Source organism: Phenylobacterium sp. FG114, from assembly GCF_057809855.1.
Genome location: NZ_JBMDKU010000004.1, coordinates 117,386 through 142,100, shown reverse-complemented (window position 1 = coordinate 142,100; position 24,715 = coordinate 117,386). Strand labels below are relative to the sequence as shown.

The 24,715-nt window shown below is 68.3% G+C and carries 26 protein-coding genes; 2 read left to right on the top strand and 24 right to left on the bottom strand.

The window, feature by feature from the left end; all coding sequences use genetic code 11:
* Window positions 1–12 precede the first annotated feature (12 nt).
* From proS to ACODSY_RS08215, 4 genes are all read right to left on the bottom strand, one after another.
* Window positions 13–1,329, bottom strand: coding sequence for a proline--tRNA ligase (gene proS / locus ACODSY_RS08230; RefSeq protein ID WP_488951233.1), 1,317 nt, complete (start codon window positions 1,327–1,329; stop codon window positions 13–15).
* Between the two features lie 87 nt (window positions 1,330–1,416).
* Window positions 1,417–1,677 carry a DUF1467 family protein gene (locus ACODSY_RS08225; protein ID WP_488951232.1) on the bottom strand — a complete coding sequence of 87 codons (261 nt, stop codon included), beginning with the start codon at window positions 1,675–1,677 and terminating at the stop codon, window positions 1,417–1,419.
* On the bottom strand, window positions 1,677–2,102 hold the full coding sequence (gene mce / locus ACODSY_RS08220) for a methylmalonyl-CoA epimerase (protein WP_488951231.1): 426 nt from the start codon (window positions 2,100–2,102) through the stop codon (window positions 1,677–1,679). The genes ACODSY_RS08225 and mce overlap by 1 nt, the downstream gene beginning before the upstream one ends.
* A gap of 63 nt (window positions 2,103–2,165) precedes the next feature.
* On the bottom strand, window positions 2,166–4,394 hold the full coding sequence (locus ACODSY_RS08215) for a CaiB/BaiF CoA-transferase family protein (RefSeq protein ID WP_488951230.1): 2,229 nt from the start codon (window positions 4,392–4,394) through the stop codon (window positions 2,166–2,168).
* A 115-nt stretch (window positions 4,395–4,509) separates the two neighbouring features.
* Between ACODSY_RS08215 and ACODSY_RS08210 the strand changes: the two genes are divergently transcribed.
* Window positions 4,510–5,481, top strand: a complete 972-nt coding sequence (locus tag ACODSY_RS08210) for an aldo/keto reductase (RefSeq protein WP_488951229.1) — start codon at window positions 4,510–4,512, stop codon at window positions 5,479–5,481.
* 122 nt (window positions 5,482–5,603) lie between these two features.
* Window positions 5,604–6,206 (top strand): PEPxxWA-CTERM sorting domain-containing protein, encoded by a 603-nt coding sequence (locus tag ACODSY_RS08205; protein ID WP_488951228.1) that lies wholly within the window; start codon window positions 5,604–5,606, stop codon window positions 6,204–6,206.
* Here ACODSY_RS08205 and ACODSY_RS08200 read toward each other — a convergent pair.
* From ACODSY_RS08200 to ACODSY_RS08105, 20 genes are all read right to left on the bottom strand, one after another.
* On the bottom strand, window positions 6,203–7,885 hold the full coding sequence (locus tag ACODSY_RS08200) for a ribonuclease J (RefSeq protein ID WP_488951227.1): 1,683 nt from the start codon (window positions 7,883–7,885) through the stop codon (window positions 6,203–6,205). The two genes, ACODSY_RS08205 and ACODSY_RS08200, sit on opposite strands and share 4 nt — an antisense overlap.
* Complete coding sequence (locus ACODSY_RS08195; protein WP_488951226.1) at window positions 7,886–8,665, bottom strand: type III pantothenate kinase; 780 nt, start codon at window positions 8,663–8,665, stop codon at window positions 7,886–7,888. It lies immediately after the preceding gene.
* A complete protein-coding gene (locus tag ACODSY_RS08190; RefSeq protein ID WP_488951225.1) occupies window positions 8,666–9,406 on the bottom strand; it encodes a biotin--[acetyl-CoA-carboxylase] ligase in 741 nt (246 codons plus the stop codon).
* Between the two features lie 3 nt (window positions 9,407–9,409).
* Window positions 9,410–10,837, bottom strand: a complete 1,428-nt coding sequence (nuoN, locus tag ACODSY_RS08185; RefSeq protein ID WP_488951224.1) for an NADH-quinone oxidoreductase subunit NuoN — start codon at window positions 10,835–10,837, stop codon at window positions 9,410–9,412.
* A gap of 10 nt (window positions 10,838–10,847) precedes the next feature.
* Complete coding sequence (locus tag ACODSY_RS08180; RefSeq protein WP_488951223.1) at window positions 10,848–12,329, bottom strand: NADH-quinone oxidoreductase subunit M; 1,482 nt, start codon at window positions 12,327–12,329, stop codon at window positions 10,848–10,850.
* Window positions 12,330–12,343: 14 nt separating this feature from the next.
* Entirely contained in the window at window positions 12,344–14,449 is a 2,106-nt protein-coding gene (nuoL, locus tag ACODSY_RS08175; protein WP_488951222.1) for an NADH-quinone oxidoreductase subunit L, read from the bottom strand.
* A 6-nt stretch (window positions 14,450–14,455) separates the two neighbouring features.
* Window positions 14,456–14,761 (bottom strand): NADH-quinone oxidoreductase subunit NuoK, encoded by a 306-nt coding sequence (nuoK, locus tag ACODSY_RS08170; RefSeq protein ID WP_488951454.1) that lies wholly within the window; start codon window positions 14,759–14,761, stop codon window positions 14,456–14,458.
* Complete coding sequence (locus tag ACODSY_RS08165; protein WP_488951221.1) at window positions 14,761–15,384, bottom strand: NADH-quinone oxidoreductase subunit J; 624 nt, start codon at window positions 15,382–15,384, stop codon at window positions 14,761–14,763. The genes nuoK and ACODSY_RS08165 overlap by 1 nt, the downstream gene beginning before the upstream one ends.
* 64 nt (window positions 15,385–15,448) lie before the next feature.
* Complete coding sequence (gene nuoI, locus ACODSY_RS08160; protein WP_068875394.1) at window positions 15,449–15,940, bottom strand: NADH-quinone oxidoreductase subunit NuoI; 492 nt, start codon at window positions 15,938–15,940, stop codon at window positions 15,449–15,451.
* Entirely contained in the window at window positions 15,940–16,143 is a 204-nt protein-coding gene (locus ACODSY_RS08155; protein ID WP_488951220.1) for a hypothetical protein, read from the bottom strand. The genes nuoI and ACODSY_RS08155 overlap by 1 nt, the downstream gene beginning before the upstream one ends.
* Window positions 16,140–17,228, bottom strand: a complete 1,089-nt coding sequence (nuoH, locus tag ACODSY_RS08150; RefSeq protein WP_488951219.1) for an NADH-quinone oxidoreductase subunit NuoH — start codon at window positions 17,226–17,228, stop codon at window positions 16,140–16,142. Before nuoH ends, ACODSY_RS08155 begins: the two co-directional genes overlap by 4 nt.
* Before the next feature lie 7 nt (window positions 17,229–17,235).
* Window positions 17,236–19,275, bottom strand: coding sequence for an NADH-quinone oxidoreductase subunit NuoG (gene nuoG / locus ACODSY_RS08145; protein WP_488951218.1), 2,040 nt, complete (start codon window positions 19,273–19,275; stop codon window positions 17,236–17,238).
* A 5-nt stretch (window positions 19,276–19,280) separates the two neighbouring features.
* Window positions 19,281–20,594, bottom strand: coding sequence for an NADH-quinone oxidoreductase subunit NuoF (gene nuoF / locus ACODSY_RS08140; RefSeq protein ID WP_488951217.1), 1,314 nt, complete (start codon window positions 20,592–20,594; stop codon window positions 19,281–19,283).
* A gap of 1 nt (window position 20,595) precedes the next feature.
* Window positions 20,596–20,808: a hypothetical protein gene (locus ACODSY_RS08135; protein WP_488951216.1), complete on the bottom strand. Its 213-nt coding sequence runs from the start codon at window positions 20,806–20,808 to the stop codon at window positions 20,596–20,598.
* Window positions 20,805–21,485, bottom strand: coding sequence for an NADH-quinone oxidoreductase subunit NuoE (gene nuoE, locus ACODSY_RS08130; protein ID WP_488951215.1), 681 nt, complete (start codon window positions 21,483–21,485; stop codon window positions 20,805–20,807). The genes ACODSY_RS08135 and nuoE overlap by 4 nt, the downstream gene beginning before the upstream one ends.
* Before the next feature lie 7 nt (window positions 21,486–21,492).
* A complete protein-coding gene (locus ACODSY_RS08125) occupies window positions 21,493–21,843 on the bottom strand; it encodes a nuclear transport factor 2 family protein (RefSeq protein ID WP_488951214.1) in 351 nt (116 codons plus the stop codon).
* Window positions 21,840–23,090, bottom strand: coding sequence for an NADH-quinone oxidoreductase subunit D (locus ACODSY_RS08120; RefSeq protein WP_488951213.1), 1,251 nt, complete (start codon window positions 23,088–23,090; stop codon window positions 21,840–21,842). Before ACODSY_RS08120 ends, ACODSY_RS08125 begins: the two co-directional genes overlap by 4 nt.
* Complete coding sequence (locus ACODSY_RS08115) at window positions 23,087–23,719, bottom strand: NADH-quinone oxidoreductase subunit C (RefSeq protein ID WP_488951212.1); 633 nt, start codon at window positions 23,717–23,719, stop codon at window positions 23,087–23,089. The genes ACODSY_RS08120 and ACODSY_RS08115 overlap by 4 nt, the downstream gene beginning before the upstream one ends.
* Complete coding sequence (locus tag ACODSY_RS08110; protein ID WP_488951211.1) at window positions 23,716–24,333, bottom strand: NuoB/complex I 20 kDa subunit family protein; 618 nt, start codon at window positions 24,331–24,333, stop codon at window positions 23,716–23,718. Before ACODSY_RS08110 ends, ACODSY_RS08115 begins: the two co-directional genes overlap by 4 nt.
* Window positions 24,303–24,680, bottom strand: coding sequence for an NADH-quinone oxidoreductase subunit A (locus ACODSY_RS08105; protein WP_488951210.1), 378 nt, complete (start codon window positions 24,678–24,680; stop codon window positions 24,303–24,305). The genes ACODSY_RS08110 and ACODSY_RS08105 overlap by 31 nt, the downstream gene beginning before the upstream one ends.
* Between the last annotated feature and the right edge of the window lie 35 nt (window positions 24,681–24,715).

The following is a 24,715-nucleotide window of genomic DNA, read 5'->3' as shown; positions in this document are numbered from 1 at the left end:
CGTGGGGCTGGCTCAACCGATGATAGCCTTCAGCGCCGCGTCGAGCGACACGGTCTGGCGCTCACCGGTGGCCCGGCGCTTCAGCTCGACCACGCCGTCCGCCACGCCCTTGGGGCCGACGATCAGCTGCCAGGGGATGCCCACCAGGTCCGTGGCGGCGAACTTCGCGCCCGGCCGGTCGTCGCGATCGTCGTACAGGGGGTCGAGCCCGGCGTCCGACAGCGCCTTGTAGGCCTTCTCGCAGACCTCGTCGCAGGCGGCGTCGCCGGCCCGCAGGTTCAGCACCGCCGCGCCGAACGGGGCCACGGCGTCGGGCCACACGATCCCGCTGTCGTCATGACTGGCCTCGATGATGCCCGCCACCAGGCGCGAGACGCCCACGCCGTACGAGCCCATCTGCACCGGCGTGTCCTTGCCGTCCGGGCCGGTGACGTTGGCCTTCATCGGCGCGGAGTACTTCGTGCCGAAGTAGAAGATGTGCCCGACCTCGATTCCTCGAGCGGTCATCCGCTTGTCCTCGGGCAGAGCCTCGTAGGCGGCCTTGTCGTGCATCTCGTCGCTGGCCGCGTAGAGCTGCGTGCGCTTGTCGACCAGCGGCTGCAGGTCGCCCTCCCAGTCGATATCGGCTCCAGGCGCGCCCATCTCCACCAGGTCGCGGTGCGCGAACACCTCGCTCTCGCCGGTGTCGGCGAGGATGATGAACTCGTGGGAAAGGTCGCCGCCGATCGGACCGGTGTCGGCCCGCACCGGGATCGCCTTCAGCCCCAGCCGCGCATAGACGTTGAGGTAGGCCAGGAACATCCGGTTGTAGGACCGCCGCGCCGAGGCCTCGTCGATGTCGAAGCTGTAAGCGTCCTTCATCAGGAACTCGCGGCCGCGCATGACCCCGAACCGGGGCCGGCGCTCGTCGCGGAACTTCCACTGGATGTTGTAAAGATTCTTCGGCAAGTCCTTGTACGACTTGATGTAGCTACGGAAGATGTCGGTCACGACCTCTTCGGCCGTGGGTCCGTACAGCAGGTCCCGGTCGTGGCGGTCCTTGATGCGCAGCATCTCGTCGCCATAGGCCTCGTAGCGGCCGCTCTCGCGCCACAGGTCGGCCAGCTGCAGGGTCGGCATCAGGATCTCGACCGCGCCGGCGCGGTTCATCTCCTCACGCACCACCTGCTCGATCTTCTTCAGCACCTTCAGGCCCAGCGGCAGCCAGGCATAGATGCCGGCGGCCTCCTGCCGGATCAGGCCCGCGCGCAGCATGAGCTGGTGCGAGACGATCTGCGCGTCGGCGGGCGCCTCGCGAAGGGTCGGCATGAAGTATCGCGAAAGGCGCATGGAATCTTCGGCTCTCAGGTCAGCAGGAGGCGACCTGATAGCCTTGCCGCTGGAACCTTGGCAACGATGAGGCGCCCCTGAGGTTCCTCAGTAGGTGCTGGGCAGGCCCGGCAGCTTGATGACGCCCAGCTTGATCACCGTCCAGATGATCGCGAACAGCACGACCGAGATCCAGGTCGTGGTGAAGAACTTCTTCTTAAGCTTCGGGTCCACCGGCGCGCCCGGGTCGCCCCCATCGCCCCGGTCGATCCCCGCTTCGGCGTGACTGGTCACGCCCAGCGGCAACACGGCGAACAGCACCGTCCACCATATGGTGAGAAAGATCGCGACCGAGGTGAACGGACCCATCAGTGGGCTCCAGCCTTGGGGGTTTCCATGAGCTCGACCAGCACGCCGCCCATGTTTTTGGGGTGCACGAAGATCACCGGCGTTCCATGCGCGCCGATCCGGGGCTTGCCGCCGTTCAGCACCGTCGCGCCCTTGGCGGCCATGTCGTCCCGCGCCGCCTCGATGTCTTCCACCTCGAAGCAGATGTGGTGCTGGCCGCCGGCCGGGTTCTTCTCCAGGAAGCCCTTCAGCGGCGAGGCGTCCCCGTGCGGCTCGATCAACTCGATCTGGCTGTTCGGCAGGTCGACGAAGCACACCCACACGCCCTGCTCGGGCATGGCGAACTTCTCGCCGATCTTCGTCGCCCCCAGGACGTCGCGATACAGCTTCACCGACTCTTCAATGGAGGGCGTCGCGACGCCCACGTGGTTCAGTTTCCCGATCATCCGGGCGGTATACGCCGGGACGCGCGCCGGCGCGAGATCACCTTGGGGAACGATGCTGCGGCGTTAGAACACGGCCCCCGCCGCCAGCAGCGCCGCGATCCGCTCCGGTGCGATCCCGTAGTCGCCCAGCACCTCCGCCGAATGCTCGGCCAGCTCGGGCGTCGGGCGGGAGAAGCCACTGGGCGTGCGTGAGAATGCCGAGAGCGCCGTGGCCGTGATCATCGGGCCAAGCCGCGGATGGACCCAGCCTTCCACGAAGCCGTTCTGCGCCAGGAACGCATCCTCCAGCGCCTCCCCGCCACGGATCGCCGGCGCCGCGGCGACGCCCTCTCGGCGCAGCGCCGCCAGCGCATCGGCTCGCGGCCTGCCCGCCAGCGCCGCTTCGATCTGCCCCGCGAGCGGCCCGTCCCGCGCCTCCGCCAACGGCCCCGCGCCAAGATCCACGTCCAGCGCCCGTCCGAGCGCCGCGGCCTCGCCCGCCGTCTCGGCCACCAGCCCGATCCAGCCGTCGGCGCAGGCGTAGTAGCGGTGCAGCGCCGAGACGCCCAGGCAGTCCACCCCGCCGAGAGGGTTCGCGGGCCGCCCCTCGTACGTCACCAGCTCGCCCAGCTGGTAGAGCAGGCTCTGCCCCATCAGGCTGGTCAGCAGTTCCTGGCCCTCGCCCGTCCTCTCGCGGGCGTTCAGCGCCGCGATGACCGCCCCGGCCACCGTCGCCGCCGTGGCGATGTCGTTGACGGCGATGGTGTGCAGGATGGGATCGCCCGCCCCGCCCTGCGCGGCCATCATCCCGCCCTCGGCCTGCAGGAGCGGATCGAAGCCGGGCAAGGCGGCCCGCGGCCCGCTCTCACCATAGGCGTTGATGGAGCACGAGATGATCTGCGGGTTCACCGCCTTCAGCGCCGCATAGTCGATCCCAAGCCGGCCCCGCACGCCCAGCCGGTAGTTGTCGATGACGACGTCGGCGTCCTCCGCCAGCTCCAGGAACAGCTCCCGCGCCTCGGGCCGCTTCAGATCCAGGCCCAGCGCGCGCGCACCGCGGTTGTACGCCAGGAACTGCGAGCCGTCCGAACGGAACGGATCGGCCTCCCGCGACTCGATCTTGATCACATCGGCGCCGAGCTGGGCGAGGATGGTCCCGGCATAGGCGCCTGCGATCACCGTGCCCAGGTTCAGCACCTTCACTCCGGCCAGCGGCGCCGACGCCGTCCCGGCGCCGGTCGACGCCGTCTTCGCCTCCCAGGCCGGCGGCGCGGCGGCGGGCTGCGGCAGCGCCCGGATGCTGGCTGGCGTGCGCTTGAACTTCACCGACGGCGACGGCATCGCCACCTCGCCCCGCTCTGGATGCCGCAGGACCGTTCGCAGCCCGGCGTTCCCGACGGTGTCACCGGCGAACCACGCTTCGCGTGGGCCGATCGGCGCGCACGGCACGTCGTTGGCCCTGAGCGCCTCCAGCCATTCGTCACGCGTGCGGCCGAGGAACATCCCCTCCAGAAGGTCGCGCGCGGCCAGCATGTCGGCCTCCAGCACATCGAACGCGTCGTCGAGGCCCACCACCTCCAGCGCCTTGCGGTAGAAGTTCGTGAACAGGGTCCCCAGGAAGAACCATTCCCCGTCCGAGCCCTGATAGAGCCGGTAGCGCGGATTGGCCCCTGGCGGCGTTCCACGGGGCAGCGGCGGCTCGCCCAGGATCCGCGCGGGCGGCGCCGCCTCGGCCGAGCCGTGCAGGCCGCTGACCACGAGCGCCTGTCCCTGCCCGCTACGCCCGCGCTCGAACAGCGCCGCGCCAATGGCGCCCGCCCCCAGGACAGCCTGGGAATAGAACGCGATCGGGATCACCAGGTGGACCGGCTGATCCGCCCACGCGCCCTGGCGGAACGCCACGCCGGTCAGGCCGGCCAGCAGGCTGTGGTGCGCCGGCAGGTCGCTCCACTCGCCGGTCGTTCCATAGGGGGGCATCCAGGCGTGCACCAAGGCGGGATGCGCCGCTGTCAGGGTCGCCCCGTCCAGCCCGAGCGACTCCAGCACGCCCGGCGGATGATCGAACAGCGCCACGTCCGCGCCCGCGATCAGCGTCTTCGCCGCGGCCAGGCCTTCGGGTGTCGCAAGGTCCAGCGTCACGACCTGCTTGTTGCGGTTCCAGGCCAGGTAGCCGGGGTGGTCCTTCAACCGGTCGCCGCCGGGCGGTTCGACCTTCACCACCTCGGCCTCGAAGTCGCCCAGCAGCATCGCCGCCATCGGCCCGGCGAGACCCTGACTGAAATCGGCGATGCGGACGCCCCGGTACGCGGACATAGGCGCTCTCCCCTGCGCTGGCCGCGCGCTTCCCGCATCTGGCCGTCCGCCATCAAACCCGTCCTTCGAACGAGCGGCAACATGCTAGCGTCGCCAAAACGACGGGAGGAATACGATGCGGACCGCCACGCTGGGCCCGTTGGGCGAGGTCAGCCGCCTCACGCTGGGCGGCGGCATCGGCCAGATCTGGGGCGAGACCACCCACGAAGAGGCGCTGGCCACCGTGCACGCCGCCGTCGACGCAGGGATCACCCTCATCGACTGCGCGCCCATGTACCGCAACGCCGAGGCCTTCGTCGGCGAGGCGTTCGGCGGCCGCCCACCGGCCGGCGTCCGCTTCACCAGCAAGTGTCAGCTCGGCTCACCCGATCCCGCCGACGTCGCCCCCGCCCTCACCGCCTCGTTGGAGGCCAGTCTCGCGGCCATGCGACTGGAACGCCTCGACGCCTTCTTCCTGCACTCGAATATCCACCTGAACGGCTTCACCTACGCCCACGGCGACAGCGGCAAGGACCGCTTCTCCACCGCCTGGTCGCTCTACGAGCATGAGGTGGTCCCGGCGATGGAAGCGCTGAAGGCCCAAGGTCGCATCGGGGCCTGGGGGATCACCGGCATCGGCGTGCCCACGGCGGTGTTGAAGGCGCTGGATCACACGCCCAGGCCCGACGTGGTCCAGGTCATCGCCAACCTCATGGACAGTCCCGGCGCCCTGAAGCGCTACGCCGAGCCCGCGCGGCCGCGTCAGATCGCCGCCCGCGCCAAGGCGGCCGGACTCGGCGTCATGGGCATCCGCGCGGTCCAGGCCGGGGCGCTTACCGCGGCCGTCGACCGCGACCTCTCGCCCAAGAGCCCCGATCGCGCCGACTATGATCGCGCCGCCCCGTTCCGCGCCCTCTGCGCCCGCTGGGGCCAGGACCCGGCCTACGTCGCCCACCGCTACGCCCTCAGCCTGCCGGACTTCGACACCGTAGTCCTTGGGGTGAAGAACCGCGCCGAACTGGCCATGTGCGTCGCGGCCGAGGCGGCGGGGCCGTATTCGGCACACGAGCTCGCCGAAATTGACGGCTTGGCGCTGGCGCCGGCCTAGTTCGCCTCAAGCGCGAGCCTATACGCACCCGTCGCGAATTGAACCGGCTTGGTCGCGCGCGGGCCGCTCCTCCGCGCGGCGGCTGCTAGCGACGCCTTCCCCGAGTTCAGAAAAGGTGCGTCATGTCTCGCAGTTTCATCGGCCCGGCCGTCGCCGGCCTCGCGCTCTCGCTTGTCGCCGGTGCGGCGTCCGCCGCCACGACCATCGTGCTGAATTTCGACGATCTCACCGGCTCTGGCCTGGTGCCGTCGGAGTACCAGGGCGTGATTTTCGGCGATGACTTCAGCTACTACTCGCCGCCCAAGCTGCCCGAATACCCCACCGCTTCGGGTCTGACGGCGATCTACACCAACTACGAGAAGTACGAGCCAGGTAGGAACGGCGTCAGCACCTTCCGCTTCGGCGACGCGGTCCGCTTCGACGGCGCTTACTTCTCGGGCCATCTCGGCGTGGTCTACGAACTCTTCCGCGGCGGCGAGCGCGTCTTCACCAGCCAGTCGCAGACCCTCGACGACGTCGCCACCTTCTACGCCTCCGGGTACGGCGGCCTCGTGGACGAGGTCCGCCTCTACGGCAACAGCGGCAACTGGGTGATGGACGATCTCACCTACACGACCGGCATCACCGCGGCCGTCCCCGAGCCCACCACCTGGGCGCTGATGATCCTGGGTTTCGGCGCGGCTGGCGCGGCGCTGCGTTCGCGCCGCCGGACGGCCCTCGCCTAGATCCGCAGGACCGTCGTCTCCACGACCGGCCGGCGGCCCCAGATCCGCTGGCTGGCCTTCTTCACGGCGCGGGAGATGGCGGTCTCGATGCTGTCGTCCAGCTCCCGCTCCTCGCCCTTCAGGCGCTTGATCGCGCCTTCCGCCTCGTCGGCCAGTTCCTCGAGCACCTCATCCAGGTGCTCCTCGTCCTCGGTCGGCAGGCCCAGGGCGCGCACCTGCGGGCCGCTGGCGATCTTCCCCCGCCCGTCCAGCACGACGGACACGGCCAGCACGCCGTTGAACGCCGCATGCCGCCGCTCGCGCAGCGCCTCGCCGTTCTCGGGCGTCAGCACGCCGGCGTCCACGAACAGGCGCCCGGACGGCACCTCGTCGATGATCTCCGCCCGGCCCGGCGCCAGGCGCACCATGTCGCCGTTGCGCGGTGTCACCTGCTGCGGCACCTGCAGATCGCGGGCGAAGGCGGCGTGCTCCATCAGGTGCCGGCGTTCGCCGTGGGTGGGCACCGCGATCGTCGGCCGGGCCCAGGCGTACATCTCGGCCAGTTCGTCGCGGCAAGGGTGGCCTGAGACGTGGATGCCCGGGTGGTCGCGCTCGGTGTAGAGGCGCACGCCGTTCTCGGTCAGCTTGTTCTGCAGGTTGCGGATCGGGATCTCGTTGCCCGGGATGACCCGGCTGGAGAACACCACGCTGTCGCCCGCCCCCAGCTTCACATGCGGATGCGTGCCGTCGGCGATGCGCGCCAGCGCCGCCCGCGGCTCACCCTGACTGCCGGTGCACAGGTACAGCACCTTGCTCTCCGGCAGGTGCTTGGCTTCGGTGTCGTCCAGGAACGGCTGGATGTCCTGCATCAGGCCCACGGACTTCGCCGCCGCCGACATCCGGTGCATCGACCGCCCCGCCAGGCAGACCCGCCGCCCATTGGCCTCGGCCGCGCGGATCACGCTGTCCATCCGCGCCACGTTCGACGCGAAGCAGGCCACCGCCACCTTGCCCTTCAGGCCTCCGATCAGGTTGGTCATCGCCACCCGCACGTCGGCTTCCGACCCGGCGTGGCCGTCCACGAAGACGTTGGTGCTGTCGCACACCATCGCCAGGACGCCCTCGTCGCCCAGCTTGCGGATGGCGGCCGCGTCGGTGACGTCGCCCAGCAGCGGATCGGGATCGATCTTCCAGTCGCCGGTGTGCAGGATCGTGCCCAACGGCGTCTTGATCGCCAGGCCGTTCGGCTCGGGGATCGAGTGCGTCAGGGTGATCAGGTCCAGCTTGAACGGACCCAGCTCGATCGATCCGCCCAGCGGGACCTCGGTGATCTCCACCTCGTCCAGCAGATCGGCCTCGCGCAGCTTCTCGCGCAGGATGAAGGCCGTGAACGGCGTCGCATAGACCGGCGCCTTCAGCCGCGGCCACAGCCAGGCCACCGCGCCGATGTGATCCTCGTGGGCGTGGGTCAGCACGATCCCCAGGATCCGGTGCGCGTACTCTTCGATGTACTCGGGGTCGGGCAGGATCACCTCGACGCCCGGCGTGGTCTGGTCGCCGAACGTCACGCCCAGGTCGACCACGATCCACTTGCGGTCGTGCGCCGGCCCGAAGCCGTACAGGTTGAAGTTCATCCCGATCTCGTTCGACCCGCCCAGCGGCAGGAAGACGAGCTCGTCGTCCTTTTGTGTCTTAGCCATTCAAGCCTTGGCCGCGTTGCGGCGGTAAATCTCTAGCATTCCGCGGATCGTGAGATCCGGGTCGAAGTGATCGATGGAATCCGTGGCTCCGTGGAAGAGCGAGGCGACGCCGCCGGTGCCGATCACGGTCATGGGCTTGCCCCACTCGGCCTTGATCCGCGCCACCAGGCCCTCGATCAGGGCGATATAGCCCCAGAAGACGCCCGACTGCATGGCCGCCACCGTATCCTTCCCGATCGCGGTGTTCCCGCGCGGGCGTTGGATCGCCACGCGCGGCAGCTTCGCCGCCGCCTGGTGCAACGCTTCCATCGACAGGTTGATCCCCGGCGCGATGGCGCAGCCTTCCATCCCGCCGTCGGCGGCGATCACGTCGAAGGTGGTGGCCGTCCCGCTGTCGATGACGATCAGGTCGCCGGGATAGACGGTGTGCGCCCCGATGGCGTTGACCAGCCGGTCGGCGCCCGCCTCCGACGGCTTCTCGATCCGCACCTCGATCCCCAGGTCGACATTCTCGCCGATCACCATGGGCTCCACGTGCAGGTAGCGCCGCGCCAGGTTGCGCAGGTTGAAGATCGACTGCGGCACCACGCTGGAGATGATGCACCCGTCGAACGCGCCCAGCGACAGCCCAGCCATACCCAGCAATTGCGACAGCCACACCGCATATTCGTCGGCCGTGCGACTCGAGTGGGTCGCCGCACGCCATTGCGCCGTCCACGTCTCGCCGTCATGCACCGCGAAGAGGGTGTTGGTGTTGCCCTGTTCGATCGCCAGCAGCATTCACGCCTCCCCGAAAAACACGTCGCCGGCCGTTATGCGCTCCACGCCGCCGTCGTCCAGCCTGAGCCTGAGCGCGCCGTCCGGATCCAGGCCTTCGGCCACGCCCTCGATCGTCCGGCTGGGCAGCCGCGCGACGCAGCGCTCGCCGATTCCGGTCGCGCGCTCGGACCAGCCTGCCGCGATCGGTGAAAATCCCTGCGTCGCCCATGCGGTGCGCCAGCGTTCGAAGGCCACCGCCAGCACGTCCAGCGCCGCCAGCGGCTCGGGCGGCGGCCCGGCCATGTGGTCGGCGAAGGCGGTGGCCGGTCGCTCCAGGTCCTGCGGCGCGTGCTTCAGGTTCACGCCGACGCCGACCGCCAGCCACAGCCGGCCGTCCGGCCGCGCGCCCGACTCCACCAGGATGCCCACCGCCTTGCGGCCGTGCACCAGCACGTCGTTAGGCCACTTCAGGCGCGCCGCGCCCGGCCCCAGGCAGGTATCGGCCAGGTCGCAGGCCGCCAGCGCCGCCACGAACGACAGCTGCGCCGCCTCGCCCGGCGGACGATCCGTGGTGGTCAGCAGGGTGGCGGCCAGGTTGCCGGTCTCGGTCGACCAGGCCCGGCCCCTCCGGCCGCGACCCGCCGTCTGCACGCCGGCCGAGATCCACACAGGCCCCGCCTCGCCCGCCTCGGCCCGCCGACGGGCCTCCGCGTTCGTGGAGTCGAGTTCGACGTAGGACTCGATCGGCGGGCGGTTCGCCAAGCGTCAGGCCAGGCCGAAGGCGTGCGCCGCGCGCTCGGCCAGCGGGTTCAGCCAGGTCAGGGCGACCATCACGACCGGGAAGGCGAAGACAGCGGCCGCCAGGCCGATGGCCTTGGCTTCCATCGGCGGCTTGTCGGTCGCGCCGGTGCTGCCGTCGAACCACATCGCCTTGATCAGGCGCAGGTAGTAGAACGCCGCCACGACCGAGCCCACGAGGCCGATCACGGCCGGGCCCCACAGGCCGGCGTCCAGCGCCGCCTTGAACACGAAGATCTTGGCGAAGAAGCCCGAGAACGGCGGCAGCCCAAGCGCCGACAGCGAGAAGGCCGTCATGGCGAGCGCGATGCCCGGCTGTTCCTTGATCAGGCCCGCCATGTCGTCGATCGTCTCCATCGCCCGGCCCTGGCGCGAGAGCGCCGCGAGGCAGGCGAAGAAGCCGGTCACGTCGATCATGTAGAGGATCATGAACACCAGCATGGCCTGCACGCCCTCGCTGGTGCCCGAGGCCAGGCCCAGCAGCGCGTAGCCGATGTTGGCGATCGAGGAGTAGGCCCACAGGCGCTTCAGGTTCTTCTGCACCAGGCCCGCGAAGGCGCCCACGGCGACCGAGATCAGGGCGATGGCGATCAGCACCTGCTGCCACTGGCCCGCCGCGCCGGCGAAGCCGTCGGCCAGGACGCGGGCGAACAGCACCATGGCGGCCAGCTTGGGCGCCGCCGCGAAGAAGGCCACGACCGGGGTCGGCGCCCCCTCGTAGACGTCCGGCGTCCACATGTGGAACGGCGCGGCCGAGACCTTGAAGGCGAGGCCACAGATCAGGAAGACCAGGCCGAACAGCAGGCCGGTGTTGGCCGACGACCCCGCCGCGACCGCGATGTCGCTGAACAGGGTCGAGCCCGCGAAGCCGTAGATCAGGCTGGCGCCGTAGAGCAGCAGGCCCGACGACAGCGCACCCAGCACGAAGTACTTCAGGCCCGCTTCCGACGCCTTCGCGTTCTCGCGGTGCATCGCGGCCAGCACGTAGAGCGCCAGCGAGTGCAGCTCGACGCCGACGTAGAGCGAGATCAGGTCGCCCGACGACGCCATCATGCCCATGCCCAGCGCGGCAAGCAGGATCAGCACCGGGTATTCGAAGTTCCTCACGCCGCGGCGCGCGAACCAGCCCTGGCCCAGCGGGATCGCCACGGCCGACGCCACGTAGATCGCGACCTTGGAGAAGGTGGCGGCCGCGTCCGAGATCAGGCCGCCGGAGAAGGCGACGCCGAACGGCTGCGTGGCCGAGGCCACGGCGGCGGCCAGTAGCACCAGCACGCTCGCGCCGCCGACCAAGCCGGTCTGCTTCGGCAGGAACGCGCCCAGCACGAGCAGGGCCAGCGCCCCAACCGCGAGGATGATTTCAGGATAGGCGTAGGCCAGGTGGGCGGAGATCATCTTTGGTCCCTTACCCGCCGATCGCCGCCTGGTAGACCCGCACGAGCTGGTCCACCGACGCCTGCGTCAGGCTGAACACGGAATTGGGCTGCACGCCCATGTAGAGCATCGAGACGATCAGCGGCGCGAAGATCGCCACCTCACGCCAGTCGAGGTCGGTGATGGCCTCGAGCTTCGGGTTGGTCAGCGGGCCGAACACGACTGCGCGGTACAGCGTCAGCATGTAGACGGCCGAGAGGATCACGCCGGTCGCCGCGATGATCGCGGTCCAGGTCGACACCTGGTAGACGCCGGTCATCGACAGGATCTCGCCGACGAAGCCCGAGGTGCCCGGCAGGCCCACATTGCCCATCGTGAACAACATGAAGACCGCGGCGTACACCGGCATCCGCGTCACCAGTCCGCCGTAGAACTTGATCTCGCGGGTGTGCATCCGGTCGTAGATCACGCCCACGCAGAGGAAGAGCGCGCCCGAGATCACCCCGTGGCTCAGCATCTGATAGATCGCGCCCTGCTCGCCCTCGGCGTTGCCCGAGAAGATGCCCATGGTCACCAGGCCCATGTGCGCCACCGACGAATAGGCGATCAGCTTCTTCACGTCGGTCTGCCGGAAGGCGACCAGCGAGGTGTAGACCACGGCGATGACGCTCAGCGCGAACACCAGCGGCGTGAAATAGTCCGAGGCGTTCGGGAACATCGGCAGGCTGAAGCGCAGGAAGCCGTAGCCGCCCATCTTCAGCAGGATGCCGGCCAGGATCACCGAGCCCGCGGTGGGCGCCTCGACGTGCGCGTCGGGAAGCCAGGTGTGGACCGGCCACATCGGCATCTTCACCGCGAACGAGGCGAAGAAGGCGAGCCACAGCCACGTCTGCGCTTCAGGCGTGAAGTGGAAGGCCATCAGCTCGGGGATCGAGCTGGTCCCGCTGGCGCCGATCATCCAGAGGATGGCGGCCAGCATCAGGATCGAGCCGAGTAGCGTGTAGAGGAAGAACTTGAAGGCCGCGTACACCCGCCGCGCGCCGCCCCAGATGCCGATGATCAGGAACATCGGGACCAGACCGAACTCGAAGAAGACGTAGAACAGCACGATGTCGAGGGCGCAGAACACGCCGATGACCAGCGTCTCCAGCAGCAGGAACGCGATCAGGTACTCGTGCACCCGCTTGTCGATCGAGCGCCACGAGGCGGCGATACAGATCGGCATCAGGAACGCCGTCAGCAGGACGAACAGGACCGAGATCCCGTCCACGCCCATCCGGTAGTAGAGGCCCATGAACCAGGGGGCCTCCTCCACGAACTGGAAGCCCGGGTTCTTCGGGTCGAACTCCACCACCAGGAAGATCGACAGCGCGAAGGTCGCCATCGTGGTGATGAACGCCATCCAGCGCGCGGTCTCGGCGGTCTTGGCCTCGTCCCGCCCGAACAGCTTGAGGGCCAGGATGCCTACGACGCCGACCAGCGGGGCGTAGGTGATGAGGGAAAGCAGCGGCATCTAAGGTCGTCCCCTCAAGCGGCCCAGGCCCACAGCGCGTAGGTCAGGAGACCCGCGACGCCGAGAAGCATGACGAAGGCGTAGTGGTAGACGTAGCCGGACTGCAGGCGGCCGGCGCCCTTGCCCACCTGGACCGACAGCGCCGAGACCCCGTCCGGGCCCAGCCCGTCGATGATCTTCTGGTCGCCGCCCTTCCAGAACAGGTCGCCCAGGAACTTCGCCGCGCGGACGAAGGTGGCCTGGTAGATCTCGTCGAAGAACCACTTGTTGTAGAAGAAGGTGTAGAGCAGGCCGTTGTTGGCCGCGAGCTTCGCGCCCAGGCCCTCGCGCCAGATGTACATGTAGGCCGCGACCAGCAGGCCGCCCACCGACACCACCAGCGGCGCCCACACCACCCACAGCGGGGCGTGATGCTCGGCCGCGGCGTGCTCGACCGGCGCGTGGAAGATCGCGCCGCGCCAGAACTCGTTCTGCTCCGCGCCGATGAACTGGTGATGGAAGGCGAAGCCGGCGGCGATGGCGCCGACCGAAAGGACCAGCAGCGGGATGCGCATGGTCCAGGGGCTCTCGTGCGGCTTGTGGTCGTGCCCATGGCCGTGACCGTGGTCCGTATCCGGCTCTGAATGGCTCTCGGCGTGCGCGGCGTCGGCGTGGGCATGGTCGTCATGCACCGCGTCGCCGTGCGCGTGGTCGCGGTTGTGCCAGTGGTGCTCCAGGTCCTCGCTCGTCCAGCGGGCGTGGCCGTTGAACGTGAAGAAGGCGACGCGCCACGAGTAGAAGGCGGTCAGGCCGGCCACCAGGATGCCGATGGCGAAGGCGAAGTAACCCATCGGATGCCCTGCCCCGCCGGCCTCGTAGGCGGCGTGGATGATGGCGTCCTTCGAGTAGAAGCCCGCGAAGCCCAGCTCCACGCCCGGGATGCCCAGGCCGGTGATGGCGATCGTCCCGATGGTCATCACCGCATAAGTGATCGGCAGGTACTTCTGCAGCGCGCCGTAGCGGCGCATGTCCTGCTCGTGCGCCATGCCGTGGATCACCGAGCCGGCGCCCAGGAACAGCAGGGCCTTGAAGAAGGCGTGCGTGAACAGGTGGAACATCGCCGCCTGGTACGCGCCCACGCCGGCGGCGAAGAACATGTAGCCCAGCTGCGAGCAGGTCGAATACGCGATGACCCGCTTGATGTCGTTCTGCGTCAGGCCGACCGTCGCGGCGAACAGCGCGGTCACGGCGCCGATCACCGTCACGATGTTCTTGGCCACCGGGGCGTACTCGAACATCGGCGATAGCAGGCAGACCATGTAGACGCCCGCGGTCACCATGGTGGCCGCGTGGATCAGCGCCGACACCGGCGTCGGGCCTTCCATGGCGTCGGGCAGCCAGGTGTGCAGGAAGAACTGCGCCGACTTGCCCATGGCGCCCACGAACAGCAGGAAGCAGGTCAGGTCGATCAGCGAGAAGCGCCCGCCCGCGAAGTCCCAGCCCTGGCCCACCGAGGCCTGGATCAGCGGGAACAGTTTCGCGAACTCGATCGTGCCGAAGGCCCAGTAGGCCGTCATGATCCCCAGCGCGAAGCCGAAGTCGCCCACGCGGTTGACCACGAAGGCCTTGATCGAGGCGGCGTTGGCGGTGGCCTTGTGGTGCCAGAAGCCGATCAGCAGGTACGACGCCAGGCCCACGCCTTCCCAGCCGAAGAACAGCTGCATGAAGTCGGCCGCGCTGATCAGGCTCAGCATGGCGAAGGTGAACAGCGACAGGTAGGCGAAGAACCGCGGCTTGCTCGGATCGTCCGCCATGTACCCCCACGAATAGAGGTGCACGAGCGACGAGACGGTGGTCACCACCACCAGCATCACCGCCGACAGGCCGTCCAGGCGGAAGGCCCAGTTGGAGATGAAGTTCCCGACGTGGATGAACGGCGCGTAGGTGACCGTGAACGGCTCCAGGCCGCCCCAGGTCCACTGGCTGAAAACCACCCACGACAGGATGGCCGACAGGAACAGGAAGCCGGTGGTGACGCTCATCGAGGCGACGTCGCCGATGCGCTTGCCGAACAGGCCCGCCACGGCCGCGCCGATCAGCGGGCCGAACAGGATGATGGTGACGAGGGCTTGGGGATCCACTTGCGCTTAGCCCTTCATCATCGAGGCGTCGTCCACGGCGATGTCGCCGCGGTTGCGGAAGAACGTGACCAGGATCGCCAGGCCCACGGCGGCCTCGGCGGCCGCCACGGTGAGCACGAACATCGCGAAGATCTGGCCGACCAGGTTGCCCAGGTAGACCGAGAAGGCGACCAGGTTGATGTTCACGGCGAGCAGCATCAGCTCTACCGACATCAGGATGACGATGATGTTCTTGCGGTTCACGAAGATGCCGAAGACGCCCGTGGTGAACAGGATCGCGGCGACCGCGAGATAGTGTGCGAGGCCGATGATCATTCGCCGATCCCTTCGCCGGGCTTGGGGTTTGCCAGCTTCATGCCGGTCTTCGGCGTGCGCAGGACCTGGTTCATGATGATCTGGCGCTTCACACCGGGCTTGTGGCGCAACGTCAGCACGATCGCGCCGATCATCGCCACCAGCAGCACCAGGCCGGCAGCCTGGAAGAAGTAGATGTAGTCCGTGTAGAGCACCCGCCCGATCGCCTCGGCGTTCGTGAGCGCGGAGTCCTTGCCCGAGGCCAGCGGCGCCACCGCATGCTTGGCAGCGCCCTGGTTCGACACCGTCGTGGCCACCAGCACCATCTCGGCGGCGAGGAACGCCCCGATCAGCAGGCCCAGCGGCATGTACCGCGCGAAGCCCTGCCGCAGGGCGGCGAAGTCCACGTCCAGCATCATGACGACGAACAGGAAGAGCACCGCGACGGCGCCCACGTAGACCACCACCAGCAGCATCGCCAGGAACTCGGCGCCCAGAAGGACGAAGAGCCCGGCGGCCGAGAAGAAGGCCAGGATCAGCCACAGGACCGAGTGCACCGGATTGCGGGCCGAAACCACGCAGAATCCGGCGGCCACGGTCACCGCCGCCATGAGGTAGAATGCGATCGCCTGCAGGGCCATTTCGGCTCTCTAAAGTCCCTCGAATTACGCTTCACGACAGGGGGCGCGGAATCGCGCCGCCTGCTTATCGGTACGGCGCGTCCAGTTCCAGATTCTTCGCGATCTCGCGTTCCCAGCGGTCGCCGTTATCCAGCAGGCGCTCCTTGTCGTAGTAGAGTTCCTCGCGCGTCTCGACCGCGAACTCCAGGTTCGGGCCTTCCACGATGGCGTCCACCGGGCAGGCCTCCTGGCACAGGCCGCAGTAGATGCACTTCACCATGTCGATGTCGTAGCGGGTCGTCCGGCGGCTGCCGTCGGCGCGCGGTTCGGCCTCGATGGTGATCGCCTGCGCCGGGCAGATGGCCTCGCACAGCTTGCAGGCGATGCAGCGCTCTTCCCCGTTGGGATAGCGGCGCAGCGCGTGCTCGCCGCGGAAGCGCGGGCTCTGCGGGTTGCGCTCGTGCGGGTACTGCACGGTCTTCTTCGGCGCGACCATGTACTTCATGCCGAGCCCGAAGGCGCCGACGAAGTCCATCAGCGCGGCGCCCTTCAGGGCCTGTCCGATCCGGTTCAGCATCACTTCTTCTCGCAGGCGTAGTCGTCCAGGTACTGGACGTCGCCGTTCTTCTGGAGCTTCAGGGTCCCGCCCTTGGCGGCGCAGGCTTCCTGCGCCGCCTTGAGGTCGTCATAGGTCGCGATGCCGCCGCTCTTGCCGAAGCCGGCGCCGCCGGCGCAGCCCGCCAGCGAGAACATGGCCAGGATCGCGAGCCCGGTCTTCACTGCGCCACCCCCGACGGCAGGCCGGTGTAGACCAGCCAGCCGGCCACCACGAACACCGCCACCAGCGACGTGGGCAGGAACACCTTCCAGCCCAGGCGCATCAGCTGGTCGTAGCGGTAGCGCGGCACGATCGAGCGGACCATCGCGTTCATGAAGAACACGAAGAAGGTCTTCAGCGCGTAGAACACCAGGCCGTGCAGGCTGGCCAGCCACGCCGGCCACGAGGCCAGGTAGCCTTCCGGCCACGGCGCGTGCCAGCCGCCCAGGAACAGCACAGCCATCAGGCCGCTCATCAGGACGATGTTCGCCGTCTCGGCCAGATAGAACAGCATGTACGGCGTCGAACCGTATTCCACCGCATAGCCGGCCACGAGCTCGGACTCGGCTTCGGGCAGGTCGAAGGGCGGGCGGTTGGTCTCGGCCAGGCTCGAGATGAAGAAGATCACGCCCATCGGGAACATGATCACGATCAGCGGCCAGTTGGTCATCCAGTTGGGGCCGCCGCCGAACATGAACCAGTGCCAGAAACCGCCGGCCTGAGCCTCGGTGATCTGGTTCAGGTTCATCGAGCCGGCCAGCAGGATCACGGTGATGATCACGAAGCCGATCGAGACCTCGTACGACACCATCTGCGCCGCGGACCGCAGCGAGCCCAGGAACGGGTACTTCGAGTTCGAGGCCCACCCGCCCATGATGATGCCGTAGACGCCCATCGAGCTCACGGCGAAGAGGTAGAGGATGCCCACGTTGATGTCGGCGACCGCCCAGCCGGGCGCGATCGGCATCACCGCCCAGGCGCCCAGCGCCAGGGTCACGCTGATGATCGGCGCGAGCAGGTAGACCGCCTTGTCGGCGCCCGCCGGGATCACCAGCTCCTTGATCAGGAACTTGCCCAGGTCGGCGAAGGACTGCAGCAGGCCGAACGGCCCCACGACGTTGGGACCCTTCCGCGCCTGCACGCCGGCGAAGATCTTGCGGTCGCCATAGATGATGAAGGCGATCGTCAGCAGCAGGACGACGGTGACCGCCAGGATGTGGGCGACGGTCAGGATCGTCCAGCCGATGGGGGTGGTCCAGAACTCCATGGGTCCCCTACTCCGCCGCGATCTTGGCCGCGCCCGAGGCGAGCGAGGCGCATTCGGCCATCGTCGTGCTGGCGCGCGCGATGGGATTGTTCAGGTAGAAGCGCTTCACGGCGCTGGCGAACGGCGCGTCCGAGACCTCGCCCTTCTTGCCCAGAGCCGCGAAGTCGACCGCCGCGGCCGTCGCCGGCACGTAGTCGATGCGCCCGAAGGTCGGATGCTCCTCGAACAGCTTGGCCCGCAGCTGGTCCAGGCTGTCGTAGGGCAGCTTGGCGCCGAGGTACTCGCTGAGCGCCCGCAGGATCGCCCAGTCCTCCTTGGCCTCGCCCTTCGGGAACACGGCGCGGAAGCCCATCTGCACCCGGCCCTCGGTGTTGACGTAGAGGCCGTTCTTCTCGGTGTAGGCGGCGCCCGGCAGGATCACGTCGGCCCGGTGCGCGCCGGCGTCGCCGTGCGTGCCCAGGTAGACGACGAAGGCGCCCGACTTCGACAGGTCGATCTCGTCGGCGCCCAGCAGGAACAGCACATCCGCGCCGCCCGGCGCCACCAGCTCGCCGGCGCTCTTGCCGCCTTCGGCCGGGACGAAGCCCAGGTCGAGGCCGCCCACGCGGGCCGCCGCCGAGTGCAGCACGTTCCAGGCCATGCCGAAGGTCTTGGCGACCCCGGCCGCGGCGCTCAGCACCGCCAGGCCGTCGGCACGGCTCAGCGCGCCGGCGCCCACGATGATCGCCGGGTTCTTGGCCGTCTTCAGGCCCTGCACGAAGTCGGACTTCGACTTCGAAAGGTTCGCCAGCGAAGCCGGGCCCGCGCCCAGGTGCTCGTAGCTGTAGGTCAGGTCGACCGCGTCGCCGATCATCCCGATCTGGAGCGCGCCGGCCAGCCAGCGCTTGCGCAGGCGGGCGTTCAGCACCGGCGCCTCGAGCCGTGGATTGCTGCCGACCAGCAGGATGTAGTCCGCGTCTTCAAGGCCTTGGATCGACGAGTTCATCAGCCAGCTTTCGCGCTGGCCGCCGCCCAGGACCATGCCGTCCTGGCGGCAGTCGAGGCTCTTCACGCCCAGGCCGCCGAACAGGTCCTTGGCGGCCTTCATCGACTCGACGTCCTGCAGGTCGCCGGCGATGACGCCCGCGCGGTCCGGGCCCGCCGCCTTGATCTTTGCCGCCACGACCTCGAGCGCCTCGGTCCAGGTCGCGGGTCGCAGCTTGCCGTTCTCGCGGATGAACGGGCGGTCGAGACGCTGACGAGACAGCCCGTCGACGGCGTAGCGCGTCTTGTCGGAGATCCACTCCTCGTTCACCGCCTCGTGGGTGCGCGGCAGCACGCGCAGCACCGCAGGCCCGCGGGCGTCCACGCGGATCGCCGAGCCCAGCGCGTCCATTACGTCGACGCTCTCGGTCTTCTTCAGCTCCCACGGCCGCGCGTTGAAGGCGTACGGCTTGGAGGTCAGCGCGCCCACCGGGCACAGGTCGATCACATTAGCCGACAGTTCCGACGCCACGGCCTTGTCGAGATAGGTCGTGATTTCAACGTCTTCGCCGCGCGAGATGAGACCGATGTCCGGCACGCCGGCCACTTCGGTAATGAAGCGGACGCAGCGCGTGCACTGGATGCAGCGGGTCATGACCGTCTTGATCAACGGCCCCATGTACTTCTCTTCGACCGCCCGCTTGTTCTCGGCGTAACGGCTGTCGTCGCGGCCATAGCCCATGGCCTGGTCCTGCAGGTCGCACTCGCCGCCCTGGTCGCAGATCGGGCAGTCCAGCGGGTGGTTGATCAGCAGGAATTCCATGACCCCGTGGCGGGCCTTCTTCACCATCGGCGTGTCGGTGAAGATCTCCATGTTCTCGGCGGCCGGCAGCGCGCACGAGGCCTGCGGCTTCGGCGGCCCGGGCTTCACCTCGACCAGGCACATGCGGCAGTTGCCGGCGATGCTGAGGCGCTCGTGGTAGCAGAACCGCGGGATTTCCTTACCGGCGAGCTCGGCCACCTGCAGGACGTTCATCCCGGCTTCGAACTCGACCTCGACCCCGTCGACCTTGGCGATAGGCATTCCGGTTACTCCGCCGCGATGGAGGCGCCGGCGTAAGAGCCCTTGCGCGCGCGGTATTGGGTGATGCGGTCTTCGACTTCGTGGCGGAAGTGGCGGAACAGGCCCTGGATCGGCCAGGCGGCCGCGTCGCCCAGGCCGCAGATCGTGTGGCCCTCGACCTGGCTGGCCACGTCCAGCAGCATGTCGATCTCGGACATCTCGGCTTCGCCGGTGACCATCCGCTCCATCACGCGCCACATCCAGCCGGTGCCTTCGCGGCACGGCGTGCACTGGCCGCAGCTCTCGTGCTTGTAGAAGTAGGACGCCCGCGCGATCGCCTTCACCAGGTCCGCGTCCTTGTCGAACACGATCATGGTGCCGGTGCCCAGGCCCGAGCCCCGCGCCTGCAGGTCCTCGTAGGTCATCACGGCTTCTTCGCACTGATCCGCCGGGATCATGCGCACCGAGATGCCGCCGGGGATCACGGCCTTCAGATTGCCCCAGCCGCCGCGCACACCGCCGAAGTGGTCCTCGATCAGCGATTTCACGCTGATGCCGACCGCGTCCTCGACCACGCAGGGCTTGTTCAGGTGGCCCGAGCCGGCGAACAGCTTGGTGCCCGTCGACTTCTCGGTCCCGAACTGGGCGAACCAGTCGGCGCCGCGGCGCAGGATGGTGCCGACGACGGCGATGGTCTCGACGTTGTTCACCGTGGTCGGGCAGCCGTAGATGCCCGCGCCGGCGGGGAACGGCGGCTTCAGCCGCGGCTGGCCCTTCTTGCCCTCGAAGCTCTCCATCAGGGCGGTTTCGTCGCCGCAGATGTAGGCGCCGCCGCCGTGCTGCACGCGGACGTCCACGTCCCAGCCCAGGATCGACCCCGGCCCGAGCAGCTTGGCGTCATAGGCCTCGCGGATGGCCGCCAGCAGGCGCTCGCGCTCGTGCACGTATTCGCCGCGGATGTAGATGTAGGCCGTGTGCGCGCGCATCGCCTTGCAGGCGATGACGCAGCCTTCGATCAGCAGGTGCGGATCGTTGCGCAGGATGTCGCGATCCTTGCACGCGCCCGGCTCGGACTCGTCGGCGTTGACCAGCAGGTAGTGCGGACGCTCGCTCTCCTGCTTGGGCATGAAGGTCCACTTCAGGCCGGTGGCGAAGCCCGCCCCGCCGCGCCCGCGCAGGCCCGACGCCTTGATCTGGTCGCAGATCCACTCCGGCGTCTGCGCCACGATGTCCCTCGTGCCGTTCCAGGCGCCGCGCTTCATCGCGCCCTCCAGGCCCCAGTCGTGCAGGCCATAGAGGTTCAGGAAGATGCGGTCCTTGTCGGCCAGCAATCCAGCCACGTCAGGCTCCTTTGCCCGGGCCACGGAGCCCGGCGATAAACCAGATCTGCGCCGCGAACCCTGCCAGCAGGGCCACGACGAAAACGACGAGCGCCCAACCGAGCGCGAACTTGAAGTAACCGACCAGCGACACGAGCGCGGTCAGCGCGGCCAGCACGTTGACGACCATCATCACGGTCCGCCGCTTCTTGATGCCGGCGACGTCCACCGTCATGCCGGAGCCTTCGCGGGCTTCGGCGGCTTGGTCGGCAGGTTCGGGATCTTGATCTTCTTCCCCAGCGAGCCGTCGTACAGCTTCGGGTCCGTCAAGGTCATCGGCCCGCCCTCGGGGGCCGAGCCGCTGCGGCCGATGGCCGAACCCGGCTTGGGCTTCTTGCCCGCCGCGAAGTCGTCCAGCAGCTTCTCGAAGCTCTCGGGCGTCAGGTCCTCGTAGTAGTAGTCGTTGATGGCGGCCATCGGCGCGTTGGCGCAGGCGCCCAGGCATTCGACTTCCTGCCAGTAGAACTTGCCGTCGGCCGACTTGTGGTTCTGCGCGCCGATCTTGCGCTTGCAGACCTCCATCAGAGCTTCCGAGCCGCGCGTCTGGCAGGGCGTCGTGCCGCAGACCTGCACCAGCGCATGGGTGCCCACCGGCTCCAGCATGAACATCGTGTAGAAGGTCGCGACCTCCAGCACCCGGATGACCGGCACGCCCAGCAGCTCGGCGACGGCGCGGATGGCGGGCTCGCTGACCCACCCTTCCTGCTTCTGGACCAGCCACAGGATCGGCACCATGGCCGACTGCTGCCGGCCGGCCGGGAAGTTGGCCATCCAGGCCTTGGCGGCCTTCAGCGTCGCCGGGTTGAAGGCGAAGCTCTCGGGCTGGTTCGGCGAAAGGCGACGGACGCTCACGCGGGCCTCACTTACGGAAATCCACGCGGGCGATCTTGCCGCCGGCGAGGGTGTAGATGGCGATGACCTGGAAGGCCTCGTTCACGCCGTCGCGGAACACGCGCTCATGGTCGACGACGGTTTCGCCCACCACGATGCGGTTCACGAGCTCGGCCCGGTTCTTGGGGAAGTCGGCGAAGACCTGCACGTACTTGGCGCGATAGGCCTCCAAGCCCCGGATCGTCACCTCGCCGTTCAGGTCGGCCACCACGACGTCGGCGGCGAAGAACGCGCAGTGCGCGTCCAGGTCCTGGACGTTGTAGGCGTCGAGCTGGCCCTGGGCGAGCTCGGCCGGCTTGAGGTTCGCGGGCGCCGTCACCGGTCGATCTCCCCGAACACGATGTCCAGCGAGCCCAGGATCGCCGACACGTCGGCCAGCATGTGGCCGCGGTTCATCCAGTCCATCGCCTGCAGGTGCGGATAGCCCGGCGCGCGGATCTTGGCCCGGTACGGCTTGTTGGTGCCGTTCGAGACCAGGTAGACGCCGAACTCGCCCTTCGGCGCCTCGACGCAGGCGTAGACCTCGCCCGGCGGCGTGCGATAGCCCTCGGTGAAGATCTTGAAGTGGTGGATCAGCGCTTCCATCGAGCGCTTCATCTCGCCCCGGCGCGGCGCGGCGATCTTGTTGTCCTCGATCAGCACCGGGCCCGGCGTCTTCAGCAGGCGTTCGCAGCACTGCTTCATGATCTTGGTCGACTCCCGCATCTCCTGCATGCGGCAGAGGTAGCGGTCGTAGCAGTCGCCGTTCACGCCCAGCGGGATGTCGAATTCCATCTCGTTGTAGGCGGCGTAGGGCTGGCTGCGGCGCAGGTCCCAGGCGATGCCCGAGCCGCGCACCATCACGCCCGAGAACGAGCGCGCGATCGCGTCTTCCTTGCTGACCACGCCGATATCGACGTTGCGCTGCTTGAAGATGCGGTTGTTGGTGATCAGGCCCTCGATGTCGTCGCAGATGCGCGGGAAGCCGTCGCACCAGTCGAGAATGTCGCGCACCAGCGCTTCCGGCAGGTCCTGCCGCACGCCGCCCACGCGATAGTAGTTGGCGTGCATCCGCGCGCCCGAGGCCCGCTCGTAGAACACCATCAGCTGCTCGCGCGGCTCGAAGCCCCAGAGCGGCGGCGTCAGCGCGCCCACGTCCATGGCCTGGGTCGTGACGTTCAGCAGGTGGTTCAGGATGCGGCCGATCTCGTCGTACAGCGTGCGGATCAGCTGCGCCCGGTACGGCGCCTCGATCTGCAGCAGCCGCTCGATGGCCAGGCAGTAGGCGTGCTCCTGGTTCATGGGCGCCACGTAGTCGAGGCGGTCCATGTACGGGATCGTCTGCTGATAGGGCCGGGCCTCCATCAGCTTCTCGGTGCCCCGGTGCAGCAGGCCGATGTGCGGGTCGACCCGCTCCACCACTTCGCCGTCCAGTTCGAGGACCAGGCGCAGCACGCCGTGGGCCGCCGGGTGCTGCGGGCCGAAGTTGATGTTGAACTTGCGAACGGGCGTCTCGCCGGCCCCGGGCGCGGTCGGCTCGGGCGCGAAGAAGTCCGTGGATTGGGCGGGGGCGTTGGAGCCGGTCATGGCTTGCTCTTCTCGCTCGACTTCTCGTCGCCGGGCAGCATGGCGGCGAAGCCCTTCTCCGCACCCTCCCAGGGGCTCAGGAAATCCCAGTTGCGCCATTCGACGGACTTCACGGGCTCGTACACCACCCGCTTCAGCTCCTCGTCGTAGCGGACCTCGACGTAGCCGGTCATCGGGAAGTCCTTCCGCAACGGGTGGCCGTGGAAGCCGTAGTCGGTGAGGATGCGCCGCAGGTCAGGATGACCGTCGAAGAAGATCCCGTACATGTCGAACGCCTCGCGCTCGAACCAGTCGGCGGCCGAGAACACGTTCACGACCGACGGCACGGCGGTGTCCTCGTCGGTCTGCACCTTGAAGCGCACCCGCGTGTTCTTGGTCATCGACAGCAGGTGGTAGACCACGTCGAAGCGCTTCTCGCGCTCGGGGTAGTCCACGCCGCACAGGTCGATCAGCTGGTGGAAGCCCTGCGCGTCGCGCAGGTACGTCAGCGCCTCGACCGCGGTCGAGGCCGGTCCGGTCAGCGTCAGCTCGCCGAACGCCACGTCGGCGGCGGTGACGACGCCCTTCATGTCCTTCAGGATCGCCTTGCCCAGCTTCCCGAGGTCGGAATCGGAAACCGGCCAGCTCATCGGATGATGGTCCCCGTCCGGCGGATCTTCTTCTGCAGTTGCAGCACGCCGTAGACCAGCGCCTCGGCGGTCGGCGGGCAGCCCGGCACATACACGTCCACCGGCACGATCCGGTCGCAGCCGCGCACGGTCGAATAGCTGAAGTAGTAGTAGCCGCCGCCGTTGGCGCAGCTGCCCATCGAGATCACGTACCGCGGCTCGGGCATCTGGTCGTAGACCTTGCGCAAGGCCGGAGCCATCTTGTTCACCAGCGTGCCGGCCACGATCATCACGTCGCTCTGGCGCGGGCTGGCGCGCGGCGCGAAGCCGTAGCGCTCCAGGTCGTAGCGCGGCATGGACGCCTGCATCATCTCGACCGCGCAGCAGGCGAGACCGAAGGTCATCCACATCAGCGAGCCAGTGCGCGCCCAGGTGATCAGGTCGTCGACGCCGGCGGTGACGAAGCCCTTGTCGGCCAGCCGCTGCGAGACGCCGTCGAAGAACGGGTCGTGCTTCTGCGGGTCGTAGCCTTCTACCGTCGTACGGCCGGCCGAGCCGGCCGGCACGATCGCGCCGGAACCAAGCCCGGAATTGGGGGGAACGATCACTCCCATTCCAGGGCTCCCTTCTTCCACTCGTAAATGAAGCCCACCGTCAGCACGCCCAGGAAGGTCATCATCGACCAGAAGGCGTACTTCGCGACGTCGGGCGGCAGCTTCATCAGCGCCACGGCCCACGGGAACAGGAACGCGACTTCCAGGTCGAAGATGATGAACAGGATCGAGACCAGGTAGAATCGCACGTCGAACTTCATCCGCGCGTCGTCGAAGGCGTTGAAGCCGCATTCGTACGACGACAGCTTTTCCGGGTCGGGCGCCTTGGGCGCGAGCACCGTGGCGGCCAGGATGAAGACGATGCCCAGCACCGCCGCGATCCCGAGGAAGATCGCGATCGGCAGGTACTCTTTGAAATAGTCGACCATGAGGTCTCCAAAGGGAGTCGCGGCGCCCTTCTAGA